Source organism: Sphingomonas sp. MA1305 (assembly GCF_016107325.1).
Classification (GTDB): domain Bacteria; phylum Pseudomonadota; class Alphaproteobacteria; order Sphingomonadales; family Sphingomonadaceae; genus Sphingomonas.
The window spans coordinates 31618-50536 of sequence record NZ_RCVT01000003.1 but is presented as its reverse complement, the minus strand read 5'-3'; the positions used below and the strand labels follow the sequence as shown (position 1 = coordinate 50536).

The window sequence follows — 18919 nt, the reverse complement described above, 5'->3', positions numbered from 1 at the left end:
GAGGGTGAGTGGGTGACGCTCGTTATAGCTCCTTGAGCGCCACCCCAGCATCCGCGACCCGCGCCGCGTCGGGCATGGCGCCCGCCTCGACCAGCTTGCGGCCCTGGACATAATCCTTGACCCGGTTGACGCAGTCGAGCGCCACCACGCGCCCGTCGCGGAAATAGACCACCGAGAACGACCGGTCCGCCGGATCGCCGCGCACCACTGCCAGATCGTGGCCGGTTGACAGGCCGACCGTCTGCAGCTTCAGGTCGTATTGGTCCGACCAGAACCACGGCACGGCGTCATAGGCGACATCCTGCCCTAGGATCGTCTTCGCCGCGACCGTCGCCTGATCGTTGGCGTTCTGCACCGATTCCAGCCGGATCGCGCCGCCGCCGGCGAAGCGGTTCGCATGCCGCGCGCAGTCGCCGATCGCAAAGACGTGCGGCAGCGTCGTCCGCCCCTGCGCATCGACGTCGGCGCCATCGCCGCCGGCCGCCCCCGCGGCGAGCAACGGCGCCACCGCCGGCACGATGCCGATCCCGACGACGACGAGATCGCAGGCGATGACGCTGCCGTCGCCGAGCCGCACGCCCTCGACCCGCGTGTCCCCGAGCAGGCAATCGACGGCGGTGTTCAGGCGCAGGTCGACACCCTGCGTGCGATGCGCCGCCTCATAGAAGCGGGACAGCGCCTCGCCCGCCACGCGCGCCAGCACGCGATCCGCCGCCTCGATCAGGGTCACCGCGACGCCGCGCGTGCGCAGCGCGGATGCCGCCTCCAGCCCGATATAGCCGCCGCCGATCACCACTGCATGGCCGACCTGTGGCAGCTCCGCCATCAGCCGGTCGGCGTCGGCGCGGCTGCGCATCGTATGGACGCCGGCCAGATCGGCCCCGCCGCAGCCCAGCCGCCGGGCATGGCCGCCCGCCGCCCAGATCAGCTCGCCATAGCCGATCGTCGTGCCGTCCTGCGTGGTCACCTGCCGCGCGACCGGTTCGACCGCGACGACCCGACGGCCGGTCACCATCGCAACCTCGCGCTCCGCCCAGAAGGCGGGCGGGCGGATCAGCATCCGCTCGAACGGCTTGGCGCCGCTCAGATAATCCTTGGATAGCGGCGGACGCTCATAGGGCAGTTCGGGCTCTTCGGTGACGAGCCCGATGCTGCCGGCATAACCGCCCTGGCGCAGGGCGATCGCCGCCTGTGCGCCGCCGTGGCCGCCGCCGACGATGAGTATGTCGTAATGCATCGGTGTGACATGGCGGGCACAGAGCGGCAGGGCAACGCCCTTCTCCCCTCAGCGGGGGGATCAGCTCAGCGCGCGGGTCAGATCGTCGATCCAGCGGGCGGTGAACGCCTGCGATGCCCGCGCCCACGGAGCGACGCCGTCGAAGGCATGATAGGCCCCCGGCACCACGGCCAGGTCGACCGACACGCCCGCGGCGGTGAGCGCACCGGCATAGGCCAGATCCTCGTCGAGGAAGAGGTCGAGCGTCCCGACCCCAATGAACGCGGGTGGCAGACCGGCAAGGTCCGCCCGCCGCGCCGGTACGACATTCGCCGGCACGCGCGCGCTGCCCGCCGGCACGCCGAGCAGCGCGGTCCAGCCGAAGCGATTGGCCGCCGGCGTCCAGATGAACTCGCCCGTTCCCGGCCGCGCGGCGCGCGTGCTGCCGGTGCGATCGTCGAGCATCGGGTAGATCAGCACCTGATAGGCGAGGCGCACCTCGCCCCGATCGCGCGCCGCCAGGGCCAGCATCGCGGCATGGCCGCCGCCAGCGCTGCCACCGCCGATCGCGATCCGCGTGCGGTCGATGCCCAGTTCCGCGGCATGGTCGTGCACCCAGCGTAGCGCGGCATAATTGTCCGCCAGCGACTGCGGCTGGCGCGCTTCCGGGGCGAGGCGATAGTCGACCGAGACGATCAGCCAGCCATGCGCCTCCGCCGCGGCGGCCAGCGCACCGGGGATGCTGGCGCCGCCGGAGACATAGCCGCCGCCGTGGATCCAGACCACCGCGCCGCGCCCCTTGCGACCGGGCGCGCCGTCATATTGCACGGTGCGCACCGCCGGCTGACCGGGCAGGCCCGGCACGATCCGCTCCACCGGCGGCTTGGCCGACAGCGGCGACGGCGGCGGCGGGCGTAGCGGCGCGACACCGCGACGGTGGCGGAAGGCATCGAGATTGGCGGCGGTCACCGTCATCTCCGGCCGGCGGCGCAGTTCCGCCACCATCTCCGGATCGACCGCGGCGAAGCGATCGGGGGCGAAGCGATCGGGGGCCAGTGCCGCCAGCTTCGCCATCGGCACCGCCGCCAGCGCACCGGCGATCAGCCCACGTCGGTCGATCATCCCGCATCTCCCCCGCCACGCCGCGCCTGTGGCGGCCGGATGGTGCCGCGGTCGAGCGCGTCCGGAATCAACGCCAGATTCTGGATCGCGGCAAGCCCCCATTGCGCCGAGGCATTGGTCGACACCATCGGCCATTCCAGCACCCCGTCGACCATGTGCCGCGGATCGTTAGGCCAGGTACCGAGACCGGCATCGCCCGACAGGAACTCCTCTGCCGCGCGCGTCGCCAGGCCTGCGTCCTTCTCCTGCACGGCGGCATAAGCAGTCAGCCGCGAATGCCCTTCGCGCAGGTTGCGCGGGCCGAAGGGCGGGCCGAACTTGGCCAGGAACTGGTCCTTGGGCGCATTGTACCAGCGGCAATACTCCAGCCAGGCGGCGCGATAGCGCGGCACGTCGAGCAATCGGATCAGCTCGGCGCTGACCTCGACCGCGCCGAACACGGCATTGAGGTGCGACAGGCTGATCGGGCGGTTCTGGTCGATGAAGCGGCCGCTCGCCAGGTCGAAGGGTGCGCTGCCGGTGAGCCAGCCGTGCGGCAGCCGGCCGATGCTGTCGAGGCCGGCGACGATCCGGTCGCGCCAGCGCGTGTCGCCGGTTCGCTCCCATTCGGTCAGCCAGGCGGCGGCGAGCGGGCACCAAGTCGTGCCGAAGGTCATCTCGATCGTGCCGGGTGGCAGCACGGGGCGCTTGTTGCCCGGCACCTTCCGCCCGATCTCGACATGAGTCAGCGTCTGGTCGGAGGTGATCAGCTCGTGCAGCAGGTCGCCGACGCGTTCGTCGGCGGTCAGATAATAGAAGATGCGGCGATAGCTGGCGTTGCTGACCCGCGGCTGTTTCGAACTGTCGCTCCAATGCTGCACGCCGTGGCGCGTGCCCATCCCCTTGAACCGGCCGAGATGGTAGACATCGACCTCGCCGGTGTGGCGCGTCATCGCCTCGGCGAAGCGCCAGGTCCGTGCGTCGCCGGTGCGCAAGGCCTGGTACCAGAGCCACAGATCGGGCGACAATTCGCTATTATCCCAGGCGAAGCCGCCGATGTCGTAGCGCCAGACATGCCGGTCGGAGTCATAGGTGTGCATGACGTCGCCGTGGTTCCAGAAACCGTACCAGTTCCGCCGATCAACCTCGCCGATGTAGAAGTCGATCAGATTGACGAGCTGGTTCTCGATCGCAGTGCGGTTCGGCGTCGATCGGTCAGGCAGGCCGTAATCGGCGAAGACGCCGGCGGCGTGGAGATGCGCCGGGTCCGCCATCAGCTGCGGCGGCTGCGCCTGCATCGCCGCCATCTGCTGCAGCACCGGCGTTTCGGGCGTGGCGGGCAGCGCCCAGAGCATCAGCTCGCTGGTGCGTGCAATCCCCGACGCATCGTCCCAGCCCGGCTCGTAATCCTCGTAGGTGACGGACAGGCCCTGGTTCTGCGCGTCGTAGCTCTCCATCCCCATCGTGCCGTGATAGGGCCGGAGGTCCATCGCCGGCGCCTCGGGCGACCACAGCCAGGCGGTCAGTTGGGCGGCATCGCCGGTCGCGCCGTCGATATGCAGCGCGGTCGGGTGACGCTGCCAGAAATAGCGCAGGCCGATCGCGGCGCCGCCCTGCGGCCCGCCGACATAGGCGAGGCCGTGCGCGCGGCCGCCCTCGCGCGCATCGACCCAGCCCTGGCCCGGTGCGGTGCGCTTGGTGAGGGTGAAGCCGTGCGCATTGGGCTGTTCGAGGCGGAAGCCGTCCCAGGCGGCGATCCGTTCCAGCGTCGCGGCGACCGGCTTCGCCATCTCGCTCAGCGGCGGCGTCGCCTTGCCGGCGATCTGCGCGGCGCGGAACGCCTCGCCCGGATCGCGGCGCAGGCCGGTGAGCGGACGCACCCCCTCGGCGAACATCGCGCCGTCGGTGGCGATGCGGACATGGCGGTCGTGCAGGGCGCCGGCCATCGGCACGCTGGTGCGCACGCCGAGCGCGGCGACGAAATCCTTGGCGACATTGCCGTCGTGGACGAAGCTGTGGACGATGCGCAGCGCCGGCGACCCGGCATAAGCGTAGAGGCGCACGGTGAAGGGCAGCCAGCGCCGGCCGCCGGCGGCATGCATCCCCTCGATCTTGACCACGGCGCGCACGGGCCCGCGCTGCTCGACGGTGGCGCGATCGATCGCGCCGGTGAACGGCATCGCCTCGCCATGGTCGGGATCGCTCTTGACCGCGCCGACCAGCGTGACCGGGCCGATCACCTGCCGGTCGCCCTGTAGCGCGCGGCGGATCAGCGCCGCACCGCTTTTGCCGATCTCCCAGCGCAGCGCGCCGCAGCGGATCGTCACCGCATCGGCGCTCTCGCTGACGCTGACCGGCGTGGCGGGCGCGGCGGCGCGGCCCGGCGCGACGACAAGGCGCTCGGCGGTGACATCCGCAGGCAGCGCGTGCGCCGTCCACTTGATCGACCCGTCCGGCCAGGTCGCCGTCGTCCATCCCTGCGACGGCAGCGCGCCGCCCGCGGCATCGCGCACGCTCAGCGACGTCCCCTTCTTCACCGCGCCGCGCGGCCAGGCGACGCCGAACGTCTGCCCCGGCTGCATCGCGGGTGCGGCGCCGTCGATCCAGCGCACCGGGGCGGGCCGGATCGCCGCCGCGGGCGCGGCGAACGCCGCTTCGGGCCACAGGGCGGCGGCCCCGCCGAGCAGGCCGGCCCGGATCGTGTCGCGACGGTTCAGGTGCATCGGCGGTCTCCTCAGCGCTGCGTCACGACGAGGTGGCGGATGCGCAAATGGCTGTAGGTGGTGCGCAGCCCGAGGTGGCCGTGCGTATAGGGCTCGGCATCGTCGAGCGCGAACAGCGGCTTGCCGTCGCGCTCCACCGCGATCCGGCCGTCGTCGGCGATCAGGCGGATGCGCGTCCAGACATTGGGGACCAGCATCGCCGCTGGCGCGGACAGATCGTGCTGCGGCAGCAGCGGCCGCACGCCCGGCGTGCCGACATAGCGGCGAAAGCGCGTCGTCGTGTTCCGGTTACCGCCAATGCCGACATAATAGGTCTTCATGTCGTCATAGGCGGCAAAGGCACCGGAGCGGGGATGGTCGAGCACCGATCCGCCGTCCCGCTGCTGCGCCATCCAGAAGGCGTTGAGGTCGCTGACCTTGTCGTTCGGACCGCCGGCGGCGACCGCCATCGCCTCGAAACTGATCGTGACCCGGCCTTTCAGCGGCGTACGCCACCAGAGGGTGACGCCCTTCGGCGTGTCGATGTCGATGACGCCGCGGCGCTCGGCGATCCGCGTGTCGGGCGATTCCGCCTCGATCCGCCAGTGGCGTGCGAGACTTGCGCTCGGATAGTCGGCAGCAAGGCCGGCGGCCGACGAAACGGCAAGGGCCGTCCATGCCATCAGGGTCGCCATCCTGCGCAACGCCATACCTCCCCGCCCACGTTGGAGCATGATCGACTGCATAGGCGCGATAGGACAGGCTGCCAAGCCTATCCCGTAATATCGTTTCTCATCTCAATTATTGGGAGTTGTCAGCACGTCCTGGGGGGCGCATGATGGCGGCAAGAGGATGAGGAGACGGGCATGAGGTTCGGGCTGATCGCTGGCGCGGCGACGCTGCTGGCCGTGACGGGATCGCAGGCGGCGGCACCCAAGCCGATGCGCATCTTCATCGCCAGCGACTCGACTGCCCAGGATTACAAGGCCGACAAATATCCCCAGTCCGGCTGGGGCACGATGCTGCGCTGTGCCGTCGCGGACAACGTCACGGTCGAAAACCGTGCAATCGGCGGCCGCAGCACCAACAGCTTCATCCGCGAGGGCCGGCTCGACAAGATCGCCGCCGACCTGCGGCCGGGCGACACGCTGCTGATCCAGTTCGGCCACAACGACGCCAGCATCGACAAGCCCGAACGCTATACGACGATCGACCAATATGAGGCGAACCTGCACCGCTTCCTCGACGTCGCCAAGAAAGCCGGCGCGAAGGCGGTGATCATCACTCCGGTCGCCCGCCGCGACTTCAAGGACGGCGTCGAACAGCCGAGCTTCCCGACCTATGCCGACGCCGCGCGCCGCGTGGCGAAGGCGACGCACACGCCGCTGATCGACCTCGGCAAGAGCTCGCAGGCCTGGGTGCAGGCGACCGGCGCCGAGGCGGCCAAGGCCTATTATCTGCATTATGAGGGCGCGGCGGGGGCGCCCGGCTATCCCAATGGCGTGTCCGACGACACGCATTTCAGCGAATTGGGCGCGCGCCATGTCGCCGATCTCGTCGCGGTCGGGCTGAAGGCGACGCACCTGCCGATCGCCCGCTACGTCACGCCGCACGTCCCGGCGCTGACCCGCACCAGTCCGGCCGGCAGCCCGACGTGCGGCTGATGATGCTGGCGGCGGCCATGATGGCGACGCCGTCTTTCGCTGCGCCGGCGCAGACCGGGTCGACGGGCGAACAAGCGCGCGCGCCATCGCCGGCCGAAGTCGGCACTCGCGGGGCAATGGCACCGCGCCGCTTCGTCTTCGCCGACAGCGCCGCCGCGGGGAGCACCGCCGCGCCGCGGGGGCGCCGGTATGCGGACGGCTATGGCTTCGAACCCGGCGGCGGCACGCTCTTCTCGATCGCCGTCCCACCGGGCAACTACCGCGTCACGCTGACCTTCGGCGGCACGGTCGCGACCGAGACGACGGTGAAGGCGGAATCGCGCCGGCTGATGCTCGACGCGGTGCGCGCGCCTGCGGGACGCACAGTCACGCGCGACATCATCGTCAACGTCCGCGACGCCAGCCTCGCCCTGCCCCCCGCCAATGCGCCGGGCGGCGATCGGGTCCGATTGAAGCCACGCGAGATCGGCAGCTTCAGCTGGGACGACAAACTGACGCTCGAACTCCTCGGCGACCTGCCGAAGGCGGTGACGATCGCGCCGGTCGCGGTGCCGACCATCTTCCTGCTCGGTGATTCCACCGTCACCGATCAAGGCGCGGAGCCGGCGGCGAGCTGGGGACAGATGCTCCCCGTCTTCCTGAAGCCCGACATCGCGGTCGCCAACCATGCCGAATCCGGCGAGACGCTGAAGTCGTTCATCACCGAATTGCGCTTCGCCAAGGTGCTGGAATCGGTGAAGCCCGGCGACGTCGCGCTGATCCAGTTCGGCCACAACGACCAGAAAGCGAACTGGCCGCAGACCTATGCCGCCGCGGCGACCACCTATCGCGACTATCTGCGCACCTATATCGCCGAGCTGCGCCGCCGTGGCGCGACGCCGATCCTGGTCACCTCGCCCGAACGGCGGATGTGGACCGGCGATCGGATCAAGCCGACGCTCGCCGATTACGCCGCCGCCGTCCGCGCCGTCGGTGCGGAGGAGACGGTGCCGGTCATCGACCTCAACGCCGCGACCATCACCTTCTACGAGGCGCTAGGACCGGCGCGCGCGCCGCTCGCCTTCAACGACGGCGGCAAGGACGCGACCCACCACGACAATTACGGCGCCTGGGTGCTGGCGCGGATCGTCGCCGGCGGGCTCGCCGGACAGCCGGTGGGAAGACATCTGCGCGACGACCCCGCCCCCTTCGACCCGGCGCATCCGCCTACACCCGAGAGCTTCCGCCTGGCGCCGAGCAGCGCCCACGATTCCACCCGACCGGATGGCAACTGACATGACGACACGCCGCACGATCCTGGCCGGTGGTTTCGCCGCGATGCTGCCGATCCCTGCGCTCGCCGCCGAACCGGCAAGCGTGGAGCGCTTCCCGCTCTGGCCGGGCACGCCACCCGGTGCGCCCACCGGCGGCGTCGCCGACCAATGGGTCGAGCGCTCGGCGACGGGCGGCGCCGACGACATCGCCTGGCCGCATGTCGGCGTGCCGATGCTGACGGTGGTGCGCCCTGCCCGGCCGAACGGGGCCGCGGTGCTGATCTGTCCCGGCGGCGGCTATGCGCGGGTCGCGGTCGGCCGGACCGGCGGCAGCATCGCCCGCGACTTCGCCAGCCGCGGCATCACCGCCTTCGAGATGCTCTACCGCCTGCCGCACGACGATTGGGCGGCCGGCCCCGACGTCGCGCTGCAGGACGCGCAGCGCGCGATGCGGCTGATCCGCGCCGGCGCCGGCAGCCGATGGACGGTCGACCCGACGCGCGTCGCCGCCACCGGCTTTTCCGCCGGTGGCCATGTCGCCGCCCGGCTGGCGAGCCGCGCCGCTTTGTCCGTCTATCAGCCCGTCGATGCGGCGGATCGCCTGTCCGCGCGACCGGATGTCGCCGGCCTGTTCTTTCCGGTGATCACGATGGGCGATGCCGGCGTCCACGCCCAGTCGCGCCGCGAGCTGCTCGGCAGTCACGCCGCCGATCCGGCCTGGCAGCGGCGCTATTCCGCCGAGCTCGACCTGCCCGCCGACATGCCGCCGACCTATGTCGCGTGCAACGGCGACGACCCCGTGGTGCCGATGGCCAACAGCATCCTGATGTACCAGGCGCTGCATGCGGCGAAGGTGCCGGCCAGCCTCGTCGTCTACGAGCGCGGCGGCCATGGTCCGCCCGCGCCGCATCGTGACGGCAGCCCCGTCCCCTGGATCGACCAGTTCACCGCCTGGGCCGGCGATCACGGCTGGCCCGCCGCTCTGCCCCCCGCTGCTTCGCCGAAGGCCTGACCCAATGCGCTCGATTGCCCTTGCCCTTGCCCTGATCGCCGCACCCGCTGCTACGGCACAGGTGTCCGGCCCCGCCGACTGGACGGACGCGAAGACCGGCCACCGCATCCACCGGATCAGCGATGCGCCGGGCAATTACGCGCTCTATTTCAACTACAACGCCTATACGCCGCAGGGCGACCTGATGATCTTCCAGACCGGGGCCGGCATCTCCGTCCTCGACCTCAAGACCTGGAAGACGCGGGCGATCCTGGCCCGCCCCGGCATCCACCTGCTGTTCGCCGGCCATAAGACGCGTACCGCCTATTTTGCCGAGACGCGGGGCGAGGTGACGACGATCTGGGCCTGCGCGATCGACACCGGCGCCGTGCGCCGCGTCGCGGAGGTGCCGCGCGGCAGCCAGATCGACACGATCAACGCCGACGAGACGCTGCTCGCCGGCCAGATCGCGTCCCGCCAGATGGAGCTGCAACCCGGCACCAAGGGGCGCGACGCCAAGACCGATCAGGCCGCCTATGCGGCGCTCGGCCCCGATGGCAAGCCGCTGCCCTATGCCGAGGCGAAGGAGGTGCGGCTGAACGACCGGCTGGAAGCGCGCATCCCGATGGAGATCTTCACCGTCGATATCGCGACCAGTGCGCGGCGGTCGGTGATCCGGTCGACCGACTGGCTCAACCACCTGCAATTCTCGCCGACCGATCCGACGCTGCTGATGTATTGCCATGAGGGGCCGTGGCACAAGGTCGATCGGATCTGGACGGTGCGCACCGACGGCAGCCAGAACCGCAAGATCCACACGCGCACGATGAACATGGAGATCGCCGGCCACGAATTCTGGTCGCCCGACGGCAAGACGATCTGGTACGATCTCCAGACCCCGCGCGGCGAGGATTTCTGGCTGGCCGGCTATGACGTCGCCGACGGCCGGCGGCGCTGGTACCACCTCGACCGCAACGAATGGTCGGTGCACTATAACGTGTCCGAAGATGGCCGACTGTTCTCCGGCGACGGCGGCGACAACGAGATGGTCGCGCATGCGCCGGACGGCAAATATCTCTATCTGTTCCACCCGCGCGCGATTCCTGACGTCGCCGGCATCCACGCCGCCGACGCCGCGAATCTGATCCAGCCCGGCACGTTCCAGGCCGACAAGCTCGTCGACATGAGCCGGCAGGATTACAAGCTGGAACCCAACGGGCGCTTTTCCCCGGATGGGAAGTGGCTGATCTTCCGCGCCAACATCCAGGGCGCGCCAGCGATCTACGCGGTGGAGATCAACACAAATAGTTAGTCACGTTTGCTGTCGTATATTCAAGTTCGACAAAGTCACACTGTGGCGGAGCAGCAACAACGTCGCACCGATTTATCTCGGCATCGTTTCTGTGTGTTTACACTCCGTTACAAACCCGTCATTTCCCCATCATCCGCCCGCTGAGGGCGCTGGCAATCGACAGTCCAAAACGGATGCGGTTGCACGATAGGGGATGCAATCATGACGATCGTTAGTTCGGCGCTGTCTACGCTGCGCCACGGTATCTCGACCGCCGCGCTGCTGACCGCATTCGCCGCGCCGGCTTATGCGCAGTCGACGGCTCCGGTGCAAAGCACCACGGACCAGACCACGCCCGCAACGCCGGCTCAGCAGGACATTCAAAGCCAGGAAGAATCGACCGCGCCGGCGGCGCAGTCGAACCAGAGCCAGGGCGGCGACATCGTCGTCACCGGCACCCTGTTCCGCAATTCCAACGCGACCTCGCTGTCGCCGCTCACCGTCCTCACCACCGAGACGCTGCAGCGCGCCAACATCACTACCGTCAACGACGCGATCCGTTCGGTCTCGGCGGACAGCGCCGGCTCGATCTCGACCGGTTTCCGTAATGGCTTCTCGGCCGGCGGTGCCGCGGTGTCGCTGCGCGGCCTCGGCGTGTCGTCGACGGTCGTGCTGATCGACGGTCTGCGTTCGGCGAACTTCCCGCTCAACGACGACGGCCACAATGCCTATGTCGACCTGAACTCCATCCCGTTCAGCATCGTCGACCGCGTCGAAGTGCTGAAGGACGGTGCGTCCTCGACCTACGGCGCGGACGCGATCGGCGGCGTCGTCAACCTGATCACCAAGAAGCATTTCAAGGGCCTGGAAGCCTCCGCCCAGGGCGGCGCCACCGAGAAGGGCGACGGTTCGCACTATCGCGCGACGATGACTGCTGGCTACGGCGACTATCAGGAGCAGGGCTTCAACTTCTACCTGAACGGCGAATACACGTACGACGGGTACATCACCAACAACTCGCGCGGCTATCCGTTCAACACGCTGGACCTGCGTCCGAGCGGCCTGACCGATCGCAATCGCAACGACGATTCGCTGACGACGTCGAACCCGCAGGCGGTGGTTGTCCGCGTCGGACAGTCCGACCTCAACAACCCGCTCGCCGGCGGCATCGGCACGCCGCTGACGCCGAACTACCAGCTGCTCAACCCGAACAGCTGCCCCTACGGCACCTTCACCGTGACTTCGGGCGCGGCGCAGGGCACCGGCTGCGCGCACAACATTGCGGATGAGTACAACATCATCCAGCCGCGTCAGCAGCGCTATTCGGCGACTGGCCGCCTCAGCGTCCGCCTGGCCGACAACATCGAAGCCTATGCCACCGGCAGCTTCTCGCGCTCGGAAGTCAGCATCACGGGTGCGCCGTCGAATATCCGGCAGACGCAGCCGTTCGGCGGTTCGGCCGCGCTCGCGTCGAGCAACCCGGGCATCGTCCTGCCGGTCTACATCTGCTCGGCCGGTACGAACTGCGCCACGGCGACGGATCGCCAGCTCAACCCGAACAACCCCTATGCGGCGGCCTATGCTGCCAACCCGGGCCAGGGTGCGGCGCGCATCTTCTACCTGTTCGGCGACATCCCCGGCGGCAGCGACCGCTACGTCAACGTCTATCGCGCGACGACGGGCGTGTCCGGCACCTTCGGCGACGGCTTCGGCTTCCGCCTGGACGGCGTCTATGCTCGCGACGACTTCAGCGTCACGCAGCACGGCGCGCTCAACATCCAGGGCCTGCTGCGCGCGATCAACACCGGCGCCTACAACTTCGTCAATCCGCAGCTGAACACGCAGGCGGTGCGCAACCAGATCTCGCCCGACGTCACCACCAAGTCCTATTCGACGACGGCGGCGATCGACGGCTCGATCACCAAGGCGGTGCTCGCGCTCCCCGGCGGTGATCTGAACTTCGCCATCGGTGGCCAGGTGCGTCGCGAGACGCTGCTCAACCGCAACCAGAACGCGGGCCTGAACTTCTACGCGCTCAACACGTCGTCGGCGACCGGCCGCCACACCGTGACCGCTGGCTTCTTCGAGATCGACGCACCGATCGTGAAGGCTCTCGACGTCAACGTGTCGGGCCGGTACGATCACTATTCGGAAGGCTACAACCACTTCTCGCCGAAGGTTGGCGTCAAGTTCACGCCGGTCCAGCAGATCTCGTTCCGCGGCACCTATGCGGAAGGTTTCCGCGCGCCGACGTTTGCGGAAAGCAACCCGGGCAGCAGCTACGCTGGCTTCTCGTCGTTCACGCCGCCGGCGAGCTTCGTCGCCGCGCACCCGGGCAATGCGTCCTATACCACCAGCTACAACATCGGCAGCGGCGCGACGGGCAACCCGAACGTCAACCCCGAAGTGTCGCGTAGCGTCACGCTCGGTACGATCTTCCAGCCGGTGCGGTGGTTCAGCCTGTCGGTTGACTATTACAACATCAAGAAGTCGAACCTGATCGTCAGCGGTCCGCGTCGCGCCGACGCCATCGCCGCTTACTACAGCCAGACCAACTCGACCGCGGGTTGCAACGCGCTCGCCGCGGTGGGTGCGGGCTATTCGTGCAACGTCATCGACGCGCCCGATCCGTCCAACCCGAACGCTCTGCCGCGCCTGCTGGTGTTCAACGTTCCCTACGTGAACGCCAACTATGAAGTCAGCTCGGGCCTCGACTTCCAGGCGACGGCCAACGTGCCGCTGGCCGATGGCGTGCGCTTCACCAGCCGCCTGGACGTCACCGATGTGCTGCGTTTCGACCTCGTCACGCAGAATGCCGCCGGCGTTCGCGTGGTGCAGAAGTATGCCGGTACGCTGGGACCTTACGAGCTGTCGTCGGGTGGTGGTACGCCGCGCATCCGCGGCAACTGGCAGAACACGATCGAGGCCGGCCCTTACTCGCTGACCGCGACGACCTATTATGTCGGTCGCATCAAGCAGGTTGCCGCGGACGAGATCACGCCGGACAGCACCGGTTTCATCGATCTGTCGTGCAAGAACTCGCTGTCGCCGACCCAGACCGGCCCCAGCCAGTGCTACGTCCGTCCGTTCATCTATGTCGATCTGAACGCGGGCGTGCAGGTCAACGATCAGTTCCGCTTCTTCATCAACGTGCAGAACCTGACCAACGCGCATGCACCGCTCGCGGCAGGCGCCTATACCAGCAACCCGAACTATCTGAGCAGCTGGCACTATGCCGGTCTCGTCGGCCGCAACTTCAGCGCCGGCGCGAGCTTCAAGTTCTGATCGGCCGCAACGACCGAACGACACTCGAGGGGGGCAGCATCCGCTGCCCCCTTTTTTATGTCACTCCGCCCGGTCGCCCGGCGTCATGCTGCCGGGGAAGTAGCTGAGGTGCGGCGGCTGGTTGTAGGCGGTGTTCTGCCACGCCACACCGGCGCGATAGACCGGGTCCTGCATCAGCGTGACCAGCCGGTGCGTGGTCGGATAGGGCGTGACGTAGATGCGCAGCTCGCGATTGTCGGCGGTGCGCCACACCACCTCCTCGCGCCAGTCGCCCAGGATGTCCGCCTGTAGCGCGGGATTGGCCTTGGTGCCGTTGTTGGAAGCAAGGCCGTCGGGATGGAGCAGCGGCACTGATGTGCCGGTCCGCCAGTCCCATTTGCTGATCGTCGCGCCGTCGAGCAGCTCCTGCAGCAGGTCGCCGTCCCAAAAGAGCGCGAAATTGGTCTGCCGCGGCGCCGGACCGATCGCACGGCCGTGGACGTCGAACAGGTCGCGGCTGTTCGATCCCCACAATTCGGCACCGACATGCCGTGGGTCGATGTCGGCGGCAAGGCCGCGGCCGGTGTCGGTTTCCGCCGGCTTCGTCCACAGCACTTCGCCGGTGCGCGCGTCGAGCAGCGCCGAGCCGATGCCGCCGTTGCGCTTGATCTCCTCGTGCACGCCCCATTTCTCCAGTCCCGGCCGGGTCGGATCGAGATCGGCGACGTGCATCGCATCCCCGTGATAGAGCGGCGCGGTCCACAGCCCCTTGCCATTGTCGTCGATCGCCATCGATCCGTAGATCACTTCGTCGCGGCCATCGCCGTCGACATCGGCAATGCTGAGCTGGTGGTTGCCGCGGCCGTCGTAATTCTTCACGCCGGGGGCGGCGGAGTCGAATGTCCAGCGTTTGGTCAGCTTGCCGCCACGATAGTCCCAGGCGGCAACGACGGTGCGTTCATAATAGCCGCGACCGAAGACCATGCTGGGATGGCGGCCGTCGAGATAGGCGGTGCCGGCAAGGAACCGATCCGACCGGTTGGCATAGCCGTCGCCCCAGGTGTCGCGCAGTTGCTCGAACGTCGGGTTGCCGCCCGGATAGCGCGGCGGGTCATAGGGTGCGGTGGCCAGGGCGCGGCCGGTACGCCCGTCGAACACCGTCAGATATTCCGGCCCCTTCAGGATGCGGCCCTGTAGCGGCGCGACCTTGGTGCCGTTCGCCAGCACCTTCGCACCGGTACGGTCAGGCTGCGGCACCTCGCCCTCATGGCCGCGCCAGTCGGCATTGGCATCGCCGATCGCCTTGCCGGTGCCGTCCACCGTGCCGTCGGCGGTCTTCATCGCGATCTCGGCGCGGCCATCGCCGTCATAGTCGAACACCTGGAATTGCGTGTAATGCGCGCCGGCGCGGATGTTGCGCCCCAGGTCGATCCGCCACAGCCGCTTGCCGTCCAGCGTATAGGCATCGACGAAGACGTCGCCGGTATAGCCGGCCTGGCTGTTGTCGTGGCTGTTGGTCGGGTCCCACTTCAGGATCAATTCGTAGCGGCCGTCGCCGTCGAGATCGCCGACGCTGACGTCGTTGGCGGTATAACTGTAAGCCTCACCGGCCGGCGTCGTGCCGCCCGCGGGGGGATCGAGCGGGATCGACAGATAGCCGTTGGGCGCCATCAGCGCCGGCGCGCTGTCCGCTCCCGACCTACCCGCCGCGCGCACGGTGTAGCGCGCAGCGGCACTGCCGGTCGGATCGACGAAGGCGGTCGCCGTCGTCACCGGCACCGGGTTGAGCTTGCGGCCGTCGCGATAGACGTCGAAGCCGAGGCCCTTGTCATCGCTGGCGAGCAACCGCCACGATATCAGCCAGCCGCCGTTTTTGGCGGGCGTCGCGACGACGCCGCGGTCCAGCCGTTCCGCTGTCCTTGCGGGCACGGTCTGTGCCGTGCCGACGCTCGCCCAGATCAAGCCGGTGCTTGCCATTATCCAGGCAAGCCGCTGATTCGCCTTCATGTTTCCTCCTCCTGCGGGCAACGCCATGCGAACCGCCCGTCTCAACAATCATGATTGCATTTCAGAATTTGGCAACGTAAAAAGCGGAACATGGGTTCATCATGTGGATGAATCGGAGCTGTCAGCGTCCGGAAGACGACAACGGTCGCGCCGGCACAGGAGGGGATTTAGATGCACGCGCCCAATTCGCCCGTTGTCGTGAACACCCAACGCCGGGCGCTGCCGGCCGCAAAGGTGCTGGCGACCACATCTGTCCTCGCGATGACGCTCGCCGCCTTCGCCGCCCCCGCCGCGGCGCAGACGCAGGCGCAGACGCCGCCCAGCACGCAGCCGGGCAGCGTGCCTGGCGATCGCAATATCGCGCCGTCGTCCGCCGCTGTCGAACCGAAGACCCCCTCAGAGACCGTCGGCGACAATTCCGCTCAGAGCTCGGGTGACCAGACCACCGCGACTGTCGCCGGCACTAACGACACCGCCGCCAACCCCAGCGACATCATCGTCGTCGGCACCCGCGCCTCGCTGCAGTCGGCGATCGCCCGCAAGCGCAATGCCGGCACCGTCGTCGACTCGATCGTCGCGGACGACATCGCCAGTTTCCCGGATAAGAACGTCGGCGACAGCCTGTCGCGCGTCACCGGCGTGCAGCTCAGCCGCGACTTCGGCGAAGGCACGCAGATCTCGATCCGCGGCGTCGAGCCCGATCTTAACCGGATCGAGATCAACGGCGTCGGCCAATCGTCGGCTTTGGGCAGCCGCGCCGGCGACTTCCGCGAGCTCGCCACCGAGCTCGTCAAGTCGATCGACGTCTACAAGGGCTATCAGGCCAAGCTGACCGAAGGCGGCCTCGGCGGCACGGTGCTGATCGAGACGCGCAAGCCGCTCGAACTCAAGCAACCGATCGGCACGCTCGTCTTTTCCGAACAGCATCTCGACACGACGCAGGACTGGAAGCCGCGCGGCACGCTGGTGCTCGGCGCGCCGCGCCTGCTCAACGACCGGCTCGGCGTGCTGCTCAACCTGACCTACAACGACGTCACCACGCGCCAGGATTACGCCAGCAACACCGGCTGGAGCCGCCTCGCCGACTTCGACCATTCGGACCAGAAGACGGTCGCGAACGCCGACTACGCCAATTACAACACCTATGCGAGCTGCGCCAACGTCGGCGCCACGGCGACCGCGACCTTCGCGACCCGGCGCGCGGCCTGCGAAAACCAGTTCTTCGACTGGGCCCCGAACGGCCCGCGCTATCGCAATCTCGTCCGTCGCGACAAGCGGCTGTCGGGCGACTTCACCGTCCAGTACGAATTCGCCAACAACTTCCGCGCCTATGTCGAGGCGCAGGTCAACACCCGCGACCAGCGCCTGCAGGACGTCAACTACGCACTCGATATGGGTCGCGTGCAGCGCTACCAGCTCGATCCGTCGCTGGGCGCCAACTCGACGCAGCAGGTCAAGCTCGGCACCTCGACCGTCGACGCCAACCACGTCGTCACCAGCTACACCACCGCGCTCAATTCGGTGAACGTCAGCAGCTCGGTGATCAGCGGGTCGAGCAACATCCTCGGCGTGCAGCGCCGCGACTTCCAGTACAATCAGGACTCTCGCTATTACATCACTGGCTTCGACTGGGACTTCGACCGGGTCCAGCTGAAGGGCCTCGCCTCGCGCAGCGAATCGCGCACCATCGGCGACACCAACCTCATCTCGATCAGCACCGGCATCGCCGGCATGCAGGTCGATCGCCGCAATGACCTCGGCATCCCGATCTTCATCTATCCCAGCTCGGTCAATCCGGCCGATCCCAGCATCTACACCGATTATACCCGCGCCGGTAACGTCTCGCCGGCCGGCCCGACCGTCCAATACCGGCCGACCGATCAGGGCAATACCGAAAACCAGTTGAAGCTCGACGGTACGTGGGAATCGGAACTCGGCCCGCTGAAGAGCGTCGATTTCGGCGGTCAGTTCCGCTGGGCCAATTACTATGGCTATAACGGCGGCGGTTCACGCCTGCTGACCCCGGCATCGGGAACGACGGCGGCGGTATACCAGACCAGCGCCAACGTTTCCTACACCACCAACATCGTCAATGCAGCCACGGTCCCCCAGCGTGTCAACGGCACGGTCTACAATCTGACGCGAACAGAATATGCCAATCTGATCGCCGCCCTCGGGACGCAGACTGGCGGCGCACCGCTCTTCAGCGGACTGCAGGGTGCCCCATCGTCGATCCCGAACCGGCTTTCGTTCGCCAATTTCGACCCGTCGAAGATCGGAATCTTCTACGACCTGTCAGGCTTCAACCAGAGTCTGGTGCGCCAAGCCAATGGCCTGCCGCAGATCCCGAACGTCCTGATCGATGAGACAATCGCATCCGGCTACATCCAGGGCAATTTGGAAGCCCGCATCTTCGGCATGCGCCTGACGGGCAATGCCGGCGTCCGTTACACCTTTACCAAGGACGCCGGCACCGGTACCAACATCAGCCGTGTGACGCGCTTCACCGCGACGGGCGGCGTGGAGACGGTGGTGCTCGCTGCGCAGCAGTTGTCGCTGCGCAACACCTATGCGGACATCCTGCCAGCCTTCAACGCTTCGCTGGAGTTTACGCCCAACCTGGTGCTGCGCGCCAATTGGGCGAAGAACCTCGCCCGACCGAAGCCCACCGACCTCGTCCCCAATATCAACTGCCTCGACGATGCCACCGTCGCCGCGGCCGATGACGTCTGCACCGCCGGCAATCCGGCGCTTCAGCCCTATCGCGCGGACCAGTGGGAAGCGAACCTCGCCTGGTATCCCAATAAGGATTCGCTGATCAGCATCGGCTACTACAAGAAGTTCGAGAAGAGCTTCGTCATCCAGAACGTCGTCCGCTCCGGCGTCGATCTGTTCCAGGATGGCATCCCCTATACGGTCCGTCAGCCAGTCAACGGCTTCGGCGCCTTGCTCGACGGTATCGAAGCAAGCGCGCAGACCGCCTTCACGTTCTTGCCGGGCGTGCTGAGCGGGCTGGGTGCGAGCGGAAACATCACCTGGGCGCGCGCCATCCGGACCAACCTGACCAATACGGCAACCGGCTTGCCACTCAACGACTATCCGGGCCTCTCGAAGTGGACCTGGAACGCCAGTGTCTTCTACGACAAGGGCTTCCTCAACGCCCGCCTCGCCTACAACTATCGCTCCGACTGGCTGCAGACGGTAGCCGACAGCACCAACGGTAATCTGCCAATCTATCGCAAGGCGGAAGGCTATCTCGACGCCAAGGTCACGTTCCGCTTCCCGCAATGGCATTACAGCCTGTTCATGGAGATGCAGAATATCAACAAGGCATATTCGCAGACCTTCATTAAAAACATCGGTACGTTGGAAGTCTATTATCCCGGCCAGCGTTTCTTCGCGGGCGTGCAGGTCAAGTTCTGACGCCGGT

Annotated in this window: 11 protein-coding genes; 6 read left to right on the top strand and 5 right to left on the bottom strand. The window is 67.6% G+C overall.

Annotated elements, in window-relative coordinates; translation table 11 throughout:
- Window positions 1-22: 22 nt before the first annotated feature.
- From D9601_RS13275 to D9601_RS13260, 4 genes are read right to left on the bottom strand one after another with little or no spacing between them, the layout of a single operon-like run.
- Window positions 23-1237 (bottom strand): NAD(P)/FAD-dependent oxidoreductase, encoded by a 1215-nt coding sequence (locus tag D9601_RS13275; protein WP_198354538.1) that lies wholly within the window; start codon window positions 1235-1237, stop codon window positions 23-25.
- A gap of 60 nt (window positions 1238-1297) precedes the next feature.
- On the bottom strand, window positions 1298-2338 hold the full coding sequence (locus D9601_RS13270) for an alpha/beta hydrolase (protein WP_232474201.1): 1041 nt from the start codon (window positions 2336-2338) through the stop codon (window positions 1298-1300).
- A complete protein-coding gene (locus D9601_RS13265; RefSeq protein WP_198354537.1) occupies window positions 2335-5040 on the bottom strand; it encodes an exo-rhamnogalacturonan lyase family protein in 2706 nt (901 codons plus the stop codon). The genes D9601_RS13270 and D9601_RS13265 overlap by 4 nt, the downstream gene beginning before the upstream one ends.
- A gap of 11 nt (window positions 5041-5051) precedes the next feature.
- Window positions 5052-5702, bottom strand: coding sequence for a DUF6250 domain-containing protein (locus tag D9601_RS13260; RefSeq protein ID WP_232474200.1), 651 nt, complete (start codon window positions 5700-5702; stop codon window positions 5052-5054).
- Between the two features lie 183 nt (window positions 5703-5885).
- On the opposite strand from D9601_RS13260, the gene D9601_RS13255 reads away from it, so the two are divergent.
- The 5 genes from D9601_RS13255 to D9601_RS13235 all read left to right on the top strand — a co-directional run bounded on the left by D9601_RS13255 (window position 5886) and on the right by D9601_RS13235 (window position 13503).
- Window positions 5886-6683: a rhamnogalacturonan acetylesterase gene (locus D9601_RS13255; RefSeq protein WP_198354536.1), complete on the top strand. Its 798-nt coding sequence runs from the start codon at window positions 5886-5888 to the stop codon at window positions 6681-6683.
- Window positions 6683-7957, top strand: a complete 1275-nt coding sequence (locus D9601_RS13250; protein ID WP_443024752.1) for a rhamnogalacturonan acetylesterase — start codon at window positions 6683-6685, stop codon at window positions 7955-7957. Before D9601_RS13255 ends, D9601_RS13250 begins: the two co-directional genes overlap by 1 nt.
- 1 nt (window position 7958) lies before the next feature.
- Complete coding sequence (locus tag D9601_RS13245; RefSeq protein WP_198354535.1) at window positions 7959-8948, top strand: alpha/beta hydrolase; 990 nt, start codon at window positions 7959-7961, stop codon at window positions 8946-8948.
- 4 nt (window positions 8949-8952) lie between these two features.
- Window positions 8953-10239: an oligogalacturonate lyase family protein gene (locus tag D9601_RS13240; protein WP_198354534.1), complete on the top strand. Its 1287-nt coding sequence runs from the start codon at window positions 8953-8955 to the stop codon at window positions 10237-10239.
- A gap of 201 nt (window positions 10240-10440) precedes the next feature.
- A complete protein-coding gene (locus tag D9601_RS13235; protein ID WP_198354533.1) occupies window positions 10441-13503 on the top strand; it encodes a TonB-dependent receptor domain-containing protein in 3063 nt (1020 codons plus the stop codon).
- Between the two features lie 60 nt (window positions 13504-13563).
- On the opposite strand, the gene D9601_RS13230 is transcribed toward D9601_RS13235, so the two are convergent.
- The gene (locus D9601_RS13230) at window positions 13564-15489 is read right to left on the bottom strand and encodes a rhamnogalacturonan lyase (protein WP_269769684.1); all 1926 of its coding nucleotides are present in this window, start codon (window positions 15487-15489) and stop codon (window positions 13564-13566) included.
- A gap of 171 nt (window positions 15490-15660) precedes the next feature.
- On the opposite strand from D9601_RS13230, the gene D9601_RS13225 reads away from it, so the two are divergent.
- On the top strand, window positions 15661-18912 hold the full coding sequence (locus tag D9601_RS13225) for a TonB-dependent receptor (RefSeq protein ID WP_232474199.1): 3252 nt from the start codon (window positions 15661-15663) through the stop codon (window positions 18910-18912).
- Window positions 18913-18919: the final 7 nt, after the last annotated feature.